A 12,760-nucleotide genomic window follows, 5' to 3' on the forward strand; every position below is an offset into this window, starting at 1 on the left:
GGCCCGCGGGGGGCCCCCCCCCCCGGGCCCGGGGGGGGGGGGGGGGGGGGGGGGGGGGGGGGGCGGGCCCCCCCCCCCCCCCCCCGGCCCCCATCACCACCTCGGCACCGGACGCCGGGCCGAACGGGGGGTCCGTCCGGGTTTGGGTGCCCTGACCAGGGGGACGCGGAAAACCTCGGACGAGACGACCGCCGGAGGCGAAACCGTGAGTCGACCCCGCATCGTGATCGTCGGAGCCGGCTTCGCCGGCTACCGGACGGCCCGCGTCCTGTCGCGGCTGGCCAGGGGCAAGGCCGACATCACACTGCTGAATCCGACCGACTACTTTCTGTATCTCCCCCTGCTGCCACAGGTGGCCGCGGGAATACTGGAGCCACGCCGGGTGACCGTCTCCCTGTCCGGCACCCTGCCACAGGTGCGGCTCGTCCTCGGCGAGGCCGACGGCATCGACCTGGATGCCCGCACCGTGCACTACTCGGACCCCGAGGGCGGCAGCGGCACGCTGGAGTACGACCGGCTGGTGCTCGCCGCCGGCAGCGTCAACAAGCTGCTGCCCATCCCCGGCGTCGCCGAGCACGCCCATGGGTTCCGCGGCCTGCCCGAGGCGCTCTACCTGCGCGACCACGTGACCCGGCAGGTGGAGCTGGCGGCCGCCGCCGCGGACCCCAGGAACTGTGCCGCGCGCTGCACCTTCGTGGTGGTCGGCGCCGGCTACACCGGCACCGAGGTCGCCGCGCACGGGCAGATGTACACCGACGCGCAGGTGCGCAAGCACCCCCTGCGGGAAGGCATGCGGCCGCGCTGGATCCTGCTGGACGTCGCCCCGCGCGTCCTGCCCGAACTGGACGAACGGCTCTCCCGCACCGCCGACCGGGTGCTGCGGGAGCGTGGTGTCGACGTGCGGATGGGGACCTCCGTCAAGGAGGCGGTGCACGGCGGGGTGCTGCTGACCGACGGGGAGTACGTCGACACGCGCACGCTCGTGTGGTGCGTGGGCGTGCGGCCCGATCCGCTCGTCGATGGGCTGGACCTGCCCATGGAACGCGGGCGGCTGATCGTGGACCCGTACCTCCAGGTGCCCGGCCGGCCCGAGGTGTTCGCGTGCGGCGACGCCGCCGCGGTGCCCGACCTCGAGAAACCCGGGCAGTACACGCCGATGACCGCGCAGCACGCCTGGCGGCACGGCAAGGTGTGCGCCCAGAACATCGCCGCGTCGTTCGGGGCGGGCGAGCGGCGTCCGTACCGGCACCGGGACCTGGGGTTCGTGGTGGACCTGGGAGGCGCCAAGGCGGCCGCGAATCCGCTGGGTGTGGCGCTGTCCGGGGTCGTCGCCGGGGCCGTCACGCGGGGGTACCACCTCGCCGCGATGCCGGGAAACCGTGTGCGGGTGGCGGCGGACTGGCTGCTGGACGCGGTCCTGCCGCGCCAGGCCGTGCAGTTGGGGCTCGTACGGTCCTGGTCGGTGCCGCTGGACACGGCGTCGCCGGAGCTGGCCCGGGTGCCGGAGGGGGCGCAGCGCAGCGGGGCCGGCGCGGCCGAGGAACCCGGGGCCGCCACGTCCCCCGGCGCCGCCGAGCCCGCGGGGCACCGGCCCGGTGACGAGCCGGCCCGGAGCCGGCTCGGTGACGAGCCGGCCAGGAGCCAGCCCGGTGGCGAGCCGGCCAGGAGCCAGCCCGGTGGCGAACCTGCCAGGGACCACCTGCCGGGCGACGAACCGGCGAGGCAGCACCGCGGCGGCCGGCCCGCCGGGAACGGACCCGCAGAGAACGAGTCCGCCGAGAACCGCTCCGCCGCCGGACGCGGTGCGGACCACCCCTCGCCGGGCCCCGTGAAGCGTACCGACACTCCCGACGAAGGAGACCGATGAACACCCGTGAACTCGTCGAGCTGGCCCAGCAGTTGCGCGTGGACAGCGTGCGGGCCTCCGCCGCCGCAGGCTCCGGGCACCCGACGTCGTCGATGTCCGCCGCCGACCTGATGGCCGTCCTGATGGCCCATCACCTGCGCTACGACTTCGACCGTCCCGACCACCCGGGCAACGACCGCTTCGTGCTGTCCAAGGGACACGCCTCGCCGCTGCTGTACTCCGCCTACAAGGCGGCCGGTGCCCTCGACGACGGTGAGCTGCTCACCTTCCGCAAGCTGGGCAGCCGCCTCGAAGGGCACCCCACCCCGCAGCGGCTGCCGTGGGTCGAGACGGCTACCGGATCGCTGGGGCAGGGGCTGCCGGTCGGCGTCGGGATCGCGCTGTCCGGCAAGCGGCTCGACCGCGCGGACTACCGCGTATGGGTGCTGTGCGGGGACAGCGAGCTCGCCGAGGGCTCCGTATGGGAGGCCGCCGAGCACGCCTCGTTCGAGAATCTCGACAATCTCACCGCGATCGTCGACGTCAACCGGCTGGGCCAGCGCGGCCCCACCCGGCACGGCCACGACCTCGATGCCTATGCCCGCCGCTTCCAGGCGTTCGGCTGGCACACGATCGAGATCGACGGGCACGACGTGGACGCGATCGACCGGGCGTACGGAGAGGCGCTCTCGACCAAGGGCCAGCCGACCGTCGTCCTGGCCCGCACGCTCAAGGGCAAGGGCGTCGAGGCCGTCCAGGACCGTGAGGGGCTGCACGGCAAGCCGCTCCCCGACGCCGACGAAGCCGTCGCCGAACTCGGCGGCCCCCGCACCCTGCGCGTGCACGTGCAGGAGCCGCCGGCCGCGCGGCTGCTGCACGCCGTGCGTGAGGACCACGTCCAGCTGCCCCGCTTCGGCAAGGGCGAGGAGGTGGCGACCCGCGACGCCTACGGCAAGGCGCTCGCCGCCCTCGGCACCGGACGCGGGGACGTCGTCGCCCTCGACGGCGAGGTGAGCGACTCCACGCGGGCCGAGGCCTTCGCCAAGGAGCACCCCGAGCGCTTCTTCGAGTGCTACATCGCCGAGCAGCAGATGGTCGCCGCAGCGGTGGGCATCTCCACCCGCGGCTGGGTGCCGTACGCCTCGTCGTTCGCGGCCTTCCTCACGCGCGCCTACGACTTCGTGCGCATGGCCTCGGTCAGTGGGGCCGGGATCAACCTGGTCGGCTCGCACGCGGGCGTCGCGATCGGGCAGGACGGGCCCTCGCAGATGGGCCTGGAGGACCTCGCGATGTTCCGGGCCGTGCACGGCTCGACCGTGCTGTACCCGTGCGACGCCAACCAGACCGCCCGGCTCGTCGCGGCCATGGCCGACCTGGACGGCATCCGCTACCTGCGCACCTCGCGGGGCAAGAACAAGGTGATCTACGGCGCCGACGAGGACTTCCCGGTGGGCGGCAGCAAGGTGCTGCGCTCCTCGGCGACGGACCGGCTGACCCTCGTCGCGGCCGGCGTCACCGTGCCCGAGGCGCTGGCCGCCGCCGACGCGCTGGACGGCCAGGGCATCCAGGTGAGGGTGATCGACCTGTACTCGGTCAAGCCCGTCGACCGGCTCACCCTGCGCCAGGCCGCCGAGGACACCGGCTGCCTGGTCACCGTCGAGGACCACCGGGAGGAGGGCGGCCTCGGCGACGCCGTCCTGGACGCCTTCCTCGACGGGCGTCCCACGCCGCGGCTGGTGCGTCTCGCGGTGCGCACGATGCCCGGTTCGGCCGCGCCCGACCAGCAGTTGCACGCCGCGGGCATCGACGCCGACTCCATCGCCGCCGCCGTCCAGCTGCTGGTGGAGCAGGCGGTCGTACGGTGAGCGGTGACGGCGTCCACACCGTGCGGGCCGGCCGGCGCACCGTCGAGGTGCACCGGCCGGACAAGGTGCTCTTCCCCGGCGGCGGGGGCGCCAAGGAGTACACCAAACGGGATCTGGCCGACTACTACCGGGCCGTCGCGCCGTTCATGCTCCCGCACCTGCGCGGCCGTCCGCTGATGCTCCAGCGGCGTCCGGACGGCCTGGACGGTCCGGAGTTCATGCAGAAGAACACCCCGGAGAACTATCCGGACTGGATCAGCCGCGTCGAGGTGCCCAAGGAGGGCGGCACCGTGTGCCACACCGTGTGCGACGACGCCGCCACCCTCGTCCACCTCGCCGACCAGGCGTGCCTCACCCTGCACCGCTGGCTCTCCCGGACCGGCCGGCTCGACCGGCCGGACCGGCTGGTGTTCGACCTCGACCCGTCCGGCGGTTCCTTCGCGCCGGTGCGTGAGGCGGCCTGGCTGCTCGGGGAGCTGCTCGACGCACTGAAGCTGCCCTCGGCGCTGATGACCACCGGCTCGCGCGGGCTGCACGTCGTGGTGCCGCTCAACGGGCGCCACGAGTTCGACGAGGTGCGGGAGTTCGCCCGGGACGTGGCCGGCACCCTCGCCGCGGCGCATCCCGACCGGTTCACCACCGCGGCCCGCAAGAAGGACCGCGGCGACCGCCTCTACCTCGACGTGCAGCGCAACGGCTACGCGCAGACCGCCGTCGCCCCCTTCACCGTACGGGCGCTGCCCGGCGCGCCGGTCGCGGTGCCCGTCGGCTGGGACCAGCTGGACCACCCCGGCTTCGGGCCGCGCCGCTGGAGCCTCGCCGACGCCGTCGACCAGGCCCGCACCAACCCCTGGGCCGGTGTGCTGAACCGCGGCCGTGCTCTCGGCCCCGCCCGGCGTCGGCTGGACGCGTTGCGTGGCTGACGCACATACCGCCGCTGCGCAGGCCTGATACGCCACTCGGGGAACGCGTGGGGTTCCCGAAGGTTTGGCCAAGGGATCAGCGGCCACCCGAACTGCGAGGTGGCCATGTCGAACACAAAGAACACGTCAGATTCGCAGAGTCCACGTAACTCCCCCAACAAGCAGGACAAATCAGACCAGGTGGAAGGTGGTGCGGCGGACTCCCGGCCGAGCCCCGTGCAGGTGCTGCGCGACGCGCGCGGCCAGCTGGAGGAGCTCACCGGTATGGCCGCCGAGAGCGTGTCGTCCTTCGAGCAGACCGAGGACGGCTGGTCCCTGGAGGTCGAGGTCCTCGAACTCGCCCGGGTGCCCGACACGATGAGCCTGATGGCGAGCTACCAGGTCGAACTCGACCCCGACGGACAGCTCACCGGCTACCGGCGCCTGCGCCGCTACGAACGCGGGCGGGCCGACTCCGGCAGGCGGTAGCCGTCCCCCCGTCTGCCCTACCCATGGAAGAGGAGGAACAGCCGGCATGACCGTTGTACCGGCACAGCAGACCGGCGGTGGAGGCGGCAGCAGCGGCCTCTACGACGTGCTTGAACTGGTGCTCGACAGGGGGCTCGTGATCGACGCATTCGTGCGCGTCTCCCTCGTCGGCATCGAGATCCTGAAGATCGACGTCCGTGTCGTCGTCGCCAGCGTCGACACCTATCTGCGCTTCGCCGAGGCGTGCAACCGGCTCGACCTCGAGTCCGGCCCGCGCAAGAGCCCCGGCCTGCCCGACGTCGTCGGCCAGATCACCGAGTCCGGCGCGCGCGGCAAGTCCAAGGGCGCCCTGTCCGGCGCCGCGCAGACGATATCCGACGCCTTCAGCCAGGCGCGCGAGGAAGGCGAGTCGCGGCCGCGCGCCCGTAAGACCACGTCCTCGCGGCGCAGGGAGGAGCAGGAGTGAGCACGTACGTCTACGGCATCGCGGCGAGCGCGCACCCCGCGCTTCCCGACGGCATGGGCGGCGTCGGCGACCCGGCCCGGCCCGTGCGGATTCTTAAGGAAGGCCCCCTGGCGGCCGTCGTCAGCGACGCGCCCGAAGGACTGCGCCCCAAGCGCAAGGACCTGCTGGCCCACCAGAACGTGCTGGCGGAGGCCGGATCGGCGGGCTGTGTGCTGCCGATGCGGTTCGGCAGTGTCGCCCCGGACGACGCCGCGGTCACGGGTGTGCTCGTGGAGCGCGCCGCGCACTACCAGGAACGCCTGACAGCGCTGGACGGCCGGATCGAGTACAACGTCAAGGCCAACCACGTCGAGGAAGCCGTCCTGCACCACGTGATGGCCGAGAGCCCGGAGATCCGCGCGCTCGCCGAGGCCAACCGCAAGGCGGGCGGCGGCGGTTACGAGGACAAGATCCGGCTCGGTGAGATGGTCGCGGCCGCCGTGCAGGCCAAGGAGGCCGAGGACGGACTCGCGCTCCAGCGCGTCCTGGAGCCGGCCGCGGACGCGGTCAGCGTGGGCCCGGAGTCCTCCGGGTGGCTCTCCAACGTGTCGTTCCTGGTGGACCGGCGGTCGGCCGAGAACTTCCTGGCGGCCGTGGAGCAGGTCCGCAAGGAGATGCCGCACCTGGAGGTGCGCGTGAACGGACCGCTGCCCCCGTACAGCTTCGTCGAGCCCGGCCCCGCCGAGCCGGCGGGCAGCACCGCGGGCGGCGTGGACACCGGGGCCGGGTGACGGCATGGGACTGATCTCGGAGGTGCTGCTGCTGCCGTTCGCCCCGGTCCGCGGCAGCGCCTGGGCCATCGGACAGGTCCTCCACGAGGCGGAGCGGATCTACTACGACCCCGCCACGATCCGGGCCGAACTCGCCCGGCTGGAGGAGCGGCTGGAGGCCGGGGAGATCACCGAGGAGGAGTTCGACCGGGAGGAGGACGAACTCCTCGACCGGCTGGAGATCGCGACGCGCGGCGGCGCGGGAACGGGCAACGGGACGGCACGATGAATCGAGTGGGACTGGGCCTCGCGGTAGGGGCCGGATACATTCTCGGACGCACGAAGAAGATGAAACTGGCGTTCGCCGTCGGCACGCTCGTCGCCGGCAGGCGGATGAACCTGGGCCCGCGGGCGCTCGCGGACCTGGTGTCCGGGCAGCTGCGGGACAATCCGCAGTTCAAGGAGCTCGGCGACCAGCTCCGCCAGGACCTGCGGGGCGTGGGCGGAGCCGCGACGGGCGCCCTGCTGGAGCGGCGGCTCGACGCGCTCGCCGACCGGCTGCACGACCGCACGGCGGGCATGCGCGAGCGGCTCGGCGGAGCGGCTCCGGGCGGCCGTGACCTCGGGTACGACGAGGAACGGGACGAGCAGCGCCACGACGACGGGCGCTACGAGGACGAGCGCTACGAGGACGAGCGCTACGACGACGGGCGCTACGACGACGACCCGGACGCCGGCGGGCACGACGGCGAGGAGCGCCATGACGAGCGGCCCCGGGGGACCGCCCGGGGGAAGTCGGCCCCGAAGGAGCTTCCGGCCGACGAGGCCGAGGCAGGCAAGAAGGCCGCCAGGAAGGCGCCGGCGCGCAAGGCGGCCCCGGCGAAGAAGGCGGCGGCCAAGCGCACCGCCGCACGCAAGACGGCCGCCGCCAAGACGGCCGCCGCCAAGACGGCCGGCCGCAAGACGGCGTCCGCGCGCCCCGGCGCCCGGACGCCGAAGGGAGGCGGTGACCGATGACCGGGACCCTCGGATCGGCGACGTCCACGGCGGGCCGCGCGGCCCGCTCCAGCCCGCTCGCCGACGTGGCCCACAGCGAGGCCGCCGACCGCCTGAAGGCGGAGGCGCAGGAGTACCTGGCGGCGCAGGCCACCCGGCTGCTCACCGGCCTCGGCCGCAAGCTCGGCGAGACCACCGGCAAGCTCAACGACATCGCCGAGGGCCGCAGCCCCGGCTTCGCCCAGCTCGCCCTCGAGGGCGGCCGCAAGCTCGCCGAGGGCAAGGGCCCGCTGCGCTCGGCGGTGGAGATCGGCGCCTTGCGGGCGAAGGACAACGTGGCCGGTGCGCTGAAGAGCCTCACCGGCGGCAAGGGCGGCGGCAAGGGCGGCTCCGGACACCGGCCCACGGTGATCATCGAGTACGTCGACGTGGGTGTGCCGGTGCGCACGGCCTACGACCAGTGGACCCGCTACCAGGACTTCAGCACCTTCGCCAAGGGGGTCAAGAGCGCCCAGCGGGCCGACGACACCAGTTCGGACTGGCAGCTGAAGGTCTTCTGGTCCAACCGCAGCTGGAAGGCCCGCACCACCGAGCAGGTCCCCGACGACCGGATCGCCTGGACCTCGGAGGGCGCCAAGGGCACCACCAAGGGCGTCGTGTCCTTCCACCGGATCGCCGACAACCTCACCCGGGTCCTGCTGGTGATCGAGTACTACCCGAAGGGCCTGTTCGAGAAGACCGGCAACATCTGGCGCGCACAGGGCCGCCGCGCCCGGCTCGACCTGAAGGACTTCGCCCGCCACATCACGATCCGGGGCGAGGCGGAGGACGGCTGGCGCGGGGAGATCCGCGACGGCGAGGTGGTGCGCGGCCATGACGAGGCGGTCGCCGAAGAGGAGGACGAGGCCGGGCAGGACGAGGCCGCTGCCGACGACGCCGAGCAGGACGACGGTGAGCGGGACGACGGCGGGTACGCCGGTCACGACGAGTACGAGGACGAGTACGAGGAGGACCGCGAGCCCGACGAGGAGTACGAGGACGAGGAACCTCGCGCGGAAGGGGAACCCGGACCGCGGGACGAGACCGAGGAACCCGAGGAGAGTGAGGAGCCCGAGGCGTACGACGAGCAGTACCGGGACGAGTACGCAGAGGCCCGGAGCCGTCGATGACGACGCCGACCCGCCTGCCCGACCCCTACGGCCACGACGGCGGCGCCAACCTCGCCGACATCCTGGAGAGGGTGCTCGACAAGGGCGTCGTCATCGCGGGCGACATCCGCATCAACCTGCTCGACATCGAACTGCTCACCATCAAGCTGCGGCTCATCGTCGCCTCCGTCGACAAGGCGAAGGAGATGGGCATCGACTGGTGGGAGGACGACCCGGCCCTGTCGTCGGGCGCTCGCCGCAAGGAACTCGTGCGGGAGAACGCCGAGTTGCGCGAGCGGCTGGCGGCGCTGGAGGCCGGCCGCGCACAGGAGGAGAGCCCATGACCGGACTGCGGTACGTGTACGCCGTCTGCCGCCCCTTCGGCGCGGCGCTGCAGTCCCAGCTGACGGGCGTGGCGGGGGCGCCACCCAAGCTGCTGCACCACTGTGGCCTGGTCGCGGTGGTCAGCACGGTGCCCGAGCACGACTTCGCCGAGGAGCCGCTGCGCGCCCATCTGGAGGACCTCGACTGGCTCACCGCCACGGCCCGGGGTCATCAGGGCGTGATCGACGCGCTCACCACGGTGACGACGCCGCTCCCGCTCCGGCTGGGCACGGTCTTCCGGGACGACAGCGGCGTACGGATGATGCTGGAGGCCCGCGAGGGCGACTTCCTGCGCACCCTGGACCGGCTCGAGGGCCGGGTGGAGTGGGGCGTGAAGGTGTACGCGGAGCCCGGGACCGGTGAACCCGCGGAGTCCGCGGAGCCCGCGCAGCGGCCGGACGCCGGGGGCGGCACGCAGGACGGGCCGGCGGCCGGGAAGGCCATGTCCGGGCGGGACTACCTGCGGCGGCGCAGCCGCAGCGTCAAGGAACGTGAGTCGGGCCTGCGGAAGGTGGAGGAGTTCGCGGACCGGCTGCACGAAACGCTCGCCGCGCACGCGGACGACTCCCGGCTGCACGCCCCCCAGAGTGCCCAGCTGTCCGGGGCCTCGGGCCGCAACGTGCTGAACGCGGCCTATCTGGTGCCGCGCGGGCAGTCCGAGGAGTTCGTGGAGATCGTGGACCGTACGAAGGACGAGATGCCGGGAGTCCGGGTGGAACTCACCGGCCCGTGGGCGGCCTATTCCTTCGCGGGGGAGAAGCCGTGACGGTGATCGAACGCCGTGAGATCGCCCTTGTGGACCTGCTCGACCGGCTGCTGGCCGGCGGTGTGGTCATCACCGGTGACATCACCCTGCGCATCGCGGACGTCGATCTCGTCCGCATCGACCTCAACGCACTGATCAGCTCCGTGAACGAACAGGTTCCGTCCCCCTGGGGTGATCCGACGTGACAGCTCCCCGCAAGCTCGACCTGGAGCCGGACACGGTCGAACGCGACCTGGTCAAGCTCGTCCTCACCGTCGTGGAACTGCTGCGCCAGCTGATGGAACGGCAGGCGCTGCGCCGGTTCGACGAGGGCGATCTGAGCGAGGAGCAGGAGGAGCGGATCGGGCTCACGCTGATGCTCCTCGACGACCGGATGACGGAGCTGCGGGACCGCTACGGACTGCGGCCCGAGGACCTCAACCTGGACCTCGGGCCGCTCGGGCCTCTGCTGCCCCGGGACTGACGGCCCGGGGTCGGGTCACCAGCGGTACCAGCGGCCCTTCGTGCCACCGGCGGTCGTGCCCCGAAGCAGGAATCCCAGCAGCCACAGGACGAGCACCGCGATGGCGATCCACCAGAGCACCTCGACGGCGAATCCGGCACCGAAGAGGATCAGTACGAGAAGCAGTACGAGCAGGATGGGAACCATGATGACCTCCTGTTCGCCGAGTTTCCCGAAACGGGTGTTTCAGCCGGGCTTGCGGCACAGGATTTCCCCGTGCAGCACCCCGAACCAGCCGTCGGCCGCCCTTCCCCATTCCCGCCATGCCTCAGCCATCGCCCGCAGCTCCTCCCCGGTCGCGTGGCCGCCCTCGACGGCCCGTCGGGCGTACCCGGACGCCACGGTGCGCTCCGCCCACAGTCCGCTCCACCACTCCCGCTCGTCCGGCGCCGAGAAGGTCCAGGTGCTCGATGTGGCCGTGACGTCGGTGAGCCCCGCCCGCAGCGCCCAGGCCTTCAGCCGCCGGCCCGCGTCCGGCTCGCCCCCGTTGGCGCGGGAGACGCGCCGGTACAGGTCCAGCCAGTCCTCCAGGCCGGGTGAGACCGGGTACCAGGTCATCGCGGCGTAGTCGCCGTCGCGGGCCGCGACGAAGCCGCCCGGCCTCGTCACCCTCACCATCTCGCGCAGCGCCTGCACCGGGTCGCCGACGTGCTGGAGCACCTGGTGGGCGTGGACCACGCAGAAGGTGTCGTCCGGGAAGTCCAGCGCGTGCACGTCGGCCACCGCGAAGCCGACGTTGGCCAGGCCCCGGCCGGCCGCCGTGTCCCGCGCCTGCGCCAGGATCTCCGGCGCCCGGTCGACCCCGGTGACGCGGCCGTCCGGGACCAGCGCGGCCAGGTCGGCGGTGATGGTGCCGGGGCCGCAGCCGACGTCCAGGATCCGCATGTGCGGCTTCAGCACGCCGAGGACGTACGCCGCGGAGTTGGCGGCCGTCCGCCAGGTGTGGGACCGCAGCACGGACTCGTGGTGCCCGTGCGTGTAGACGGCGGTCTCCTGGGCCTTCTGCATGGCGGTACCCCTTGTCGTCCGGTCGGATCGCGTCCACCGCCACGGTACGCGCCCGACCGAATGGTGAGACATGGTGTTTGCCATATGGGCTGACGGTGGGTCAGTACTGCTGGGGCAGGGGCCGGTAGACCACCAGCGCCTCCGGCAGCTTCTCCAGCGACACCTCGCCCTCCACCTCGGTGACCTCCCCGTCGTAGGCGAGCAGCGTGCCCGGGGCGACGCCGGACAGCCGCAGCCGGCGGACCTGTACGGCGGCGTGGGCGGGGGAGCGGGTCAGCGGCCCGGCGAGCGCGGCGGCGAGCAGGCGAAGCGCCGGCCTCCGGCCGCCGTGCACCACCCGGACGTCGAGGTGCCCGTCCGCGAGGTCCATCCGGCGGGCCGGCGCCAGCCCCATCCGGTGATAGGTGCCGTTCCCGGCGAACAGCAGCCACAAGGGCCGTGCCCTGCCACCCACTTCGGCCTCCAGCGGATGCCGGTCGGCGCGCAGCACCCGCAGCGCCGCGAGCACCCCGGCGGGCCAGCTGCCGATCCGGTGGGACCAGCGGTCCCGCTCGCGTACCAGCTCCGGATAGACACCCAGGCTGCAGGTGTTGACGAAGACGCCCCGTTTGCCGCCGCAGGCGAACCGGCCCAGGTCCACGCGGACCGCGTCGCCCCGCTGGACGGCACCGGCCAGTGCCCGGACCTCCTCCACGCCCAGGTCGTGGGCGAAGTGGTTGAGCGTACCTCCGGGCAGCGCGGCGAGCGGCAGGTCATGACGCAGGGCGATCTCGGCGGCGGTGTTCACCGTGCCGTCGCCGCCGCACACCCCGAGCACCCGGGCCCGCATGGCCGCCTTCTCCAACTCGTCCGGCACCTCCTCCGGCAGGCACTCGACGACCTCCGCCCGGGGCAGCGCGTCGCGCAGCGCCCGGATGCGGTCGGAGCTGCCGGCCGCCGTGTTGGCGACGACGACCATGCCCTCGCCCTCGGGCAGCGCCGGGGCGTCGGCGCGCGGCCGGGGCGGCAGGGTGACCTGGTCACGGGTCGGCACCATGCCCCGTACGGCGAACGCGGCGCCCACGCCGAGGGCCGCGCCCGCCAGCACGTCGCTCGGGAAGTGGACGCCGGTGTAGACGCGGGACATGGCGACCGAGAACGCCACCGGGGCGACGACGGCACCCCAGGCGGGGGACTCCATGGCCACACCGGCCGCGAAGGCCGCGGCCGAGGCGGAGTGGCCGGAGGGGAAGGACGTGGTGATCGGCTGACGCTTCAGATGACGGACGGACGGCACGGCGTCGAGGCCGGGGCGGGTGCGGCGCACACTGCGCTTGCCGATGGTGTTGATCGTGGCCGAGGCCAGCGCGAGGGAGGCCACTCCGCGGACGGCTGCCCGGCGGGCCCTGGGGGTGCGGCTGGCCGCGATGACGCCGGCGGTCGCGAACCACAGCAGCCCGTGGTTCGCGCTGCGGCTCAGCCGGGGCAGCACGGGTTCGGCGGCGGGCCAGTCGCGCGCGGCGGCGAACTCGAACAGCCGGCAGTCCAGCGCGAGCAGCCGCTCGCGCAGTGCGTGGCGGCCGGGTTCGGGGGCGGTGAGGTCGACGTCTGGGCTCATGCAGGGGCGGGTACCCTGAAGTGGCTGTCTTCTGTCCGGTCC

At 73.2% G+C, this 12,760-nt stretch carries 16 protein-coding genes; 13 read left to right on the forward strand and 3 right to left on the reverse strand.

The features are described from left to right. Positions 1-205: 205 nt before the first annotated feature. From ACGF8A_RS17245 to ACGF8A_RS17305, 13 genes are all read left to right on the forward strand, one after another. On the forward strand, positions 206-1,867 hold the full coding sequence (locus ACGF8A_RS17245) for an NAD(P)/FAD-dependent oxidoreductase (RefSeq protein WP_393108892.1): 1,662 nt from the start codon (positions 206-208) through the stop codon (positions 1,865-1,867). Further along, a complete protein-coding gene (locus ACGF8A_RS17250; protein WP_393108894.1) occupies positions 1,864-3,711 on the forward strand; it encodes a transketolase in 1,848 nt (615 codons plus the stop codon). The genes ACGF8A_RS17245 and ACGF8A_RS17250 overlap by 4 nt, the downstream gene beginning before the upstream one ends. Then, positions 3,708-4,634: a non-homologous end-joining DNA ligase gene (ligD, locus tag ACGF8A_RS17255; protein ID WP_393108896.1), complete on the forward strand. Its 927-nt coding sequence runs from the start codon at positions 3,708-3,710 to the stop codon at positions 4,632-4,634. Before ACGF8A_RS17250 ends, ligD begins: the two co-directional genes overlap by 4 nt. A gap of 105 nt (positions 4,635-4,739) precedes the next feature. Beyond that, the gene (locus tag ACGF8A_RS17260) at positions 4,740-5,102 is read left to right on the forward strand and encodes a gas vesicle protein (protein WP_393108898.1); all 363 of its coding nucleotides are present in this window, start codon (positions 4,740-4,742) and stop codon (positions 5,100-5,102) included. A gap of 46 nt (positions 5,103-5,148) precedes the next feature. Beyond that, positions 5,149-5,568: a gas vesicle structural protein GvpA gene (locus ACGF8A_RS17265; protein WP_393108900.1), complete on the forward strand. Its 420-nt coding sequence runs from the start codon at positions 5,149-5,151 to the stop codon at positions 5,566-5,568. After that, complete coding sequence (locus ACGF8A_RS17270; RefSeq protein WP_393108902.1) at positions 5,565-6,338, forward strand: GvpL/GvpF family gas vesicle protein; 774 nt, start codon at positions 5,565-5,567, stop codon at positions 6,336-6,338. The genes ACGF8A_RS17265 and ACGF8A_RS17270 overlap by 4 nt, the downstream gene beginning before the upstream one ends. 4 nt (positions 6,339-6,342) lie before the next feature. Beyond that, positions 6,343-6,606, forward strand: coding sequence for a gas vesicle protein GvpG (locus ACGF8A_RS17275; protein ID WP_393108904.1), 264 nt, complete (start codon positions 6,343-6,345; stop codon positions 6,604-6,606). Further along, entirely contained in the window at positions 6,603-7,334 is a 732-nt protein-coding gene (locus ACGF8A_RS17280) for a DNA primase (RefSeq protein ID WP_393108906.1), read from the forward strand. Before ACGF8A_RS17275 ends, ACGF8A_RS17280 begins: the two co-directional genes overlap by 4 nt. Then, entirely contained in the window at positions 7,331-8,482 is a 1,152-nt protein-coding gene (locus tag ACGF8A_RS17285; RefSeq protein WP_393108908.1) for an SRPBCC family protein, read from the forward strand. Before ACGF8A_RS17280 ends, ACGF8A_RS17285 begins: the two co-directional genes overlap by 4 nt. Continuing rightward, the gene (locus ACGF8A_RS17290; protein WP_393108910.1) at positions 8,479-8,805 is read left to right on the forward strand and encodes a gas vesicle protein; all 327 of its coding nucleotides are present in this window, start codon (positions 8,479-8,481) and stop codon (positions 8,803-8,805) included. Before ACGF8A_RS17285 ends, ACGF8A_RS17290 begins: the two co-directional genes overlap by 4 nt. Continuing rightward, positions 8,802-9,611: a GvpL/GvpF family gas vesicle protein gene (locus tag ACGF8A_RS17295; protein WP_393108912.1), complete on the forward strand. Its 810-nt coding sequence runs from the start codon at positions 8,802-8,804 to the stop codon at positions 9,609-9,611. Before ACGF8A_RS17290 ends, ACGF8A_RS17295 begins: the two co-directional genes overlap by 4 nt. After that, a complete protein-coding gene (locus ACGF8A_RS17300) occupies positions 9,608-9,796 on the forward strand; it encodes a gas vesicle protein (RefSeq protein ID WP_393108914.1) in 189 nt (62 codons plus the stop codon). Before ACGF8A_RS17295 ends, ACGF8A_RS17300 begins: the two co-directional genes overlap by 4 nt. Further along, the gene (locus ACGF8A_RS17305) at positions 9,793-10,074 is read left to right on the forward strand and encodes a gas vesicle protein K (protein ID WP_393108916.1); all 282 of its coding nucleotides are present in this window, start codon (positions 9,793-9,795) and stop codon (positions 10,072-10,074) included. The genes ACGF8A_RS17300 and ACGF8A_RS17305 overlap by 4 nt, the downstream gene beginning before the upstream one ends. A gap of 15 nt (positions 10,075-10,089) precedes the next feature. On the opposite strand, the gene ACGF8A_RS17310 is transcribed toward ACGF8A_RS17305, so the two are convergent. From ACGF8A_RS17310 to ACGF8A_RS17320, 3 genes are all read right to left on the reverse strand, one after another. Beyond that, a complete protein-coding gene (locus tag ACGF8A_RS17310; RefSeq protein WP_393108918.1) occupies positions 10,090-10,260 on the reverse strand; it encodes a hydrophobic protein in 171 nt (56 codons plus the stop codon). A gap of 39 nt (positions 10,261-10,299) precedes the next feature. Next, positions 10,300-11,121 (reverse strand): methyltransferase domain-containing protein, encoded by an 822-nt coding sequence (locus ACGF8A_RS17315; RefSeq protein ID WP_393108920.1) that lies wholly within the window; start codon positions 11,119-11,121, stop codon positions 10,300-10,302. Positions 11,122-11,221: 100 nt separating this feature from the next. Then, the gene (locus tag ACGF8A_RS17320; RefSeq protein WP_393108922.1) at positions 11,222-12,718 is read right to left on the reverse strand and encodes a bifunctional phosphatase PAP2/diacylglycerol kinase family protein; all 1,497 of its coding nucleotides are present in this window, start codon (positions 12,716-12,718) and stop codon (positions 11,222-11,224) included. Positions 12,719-12,760: the final 42 nt, after the last annotated feature.

Origin of the sequence: Streptomyces sp. NPDC047706, assembly GCF_043204795.1 — a bacterium.
GTDB lineage: Bacteria > Actinomycetota > Actinomycetes > Streptomycetales > Streptomycetaceae > Streptomyces.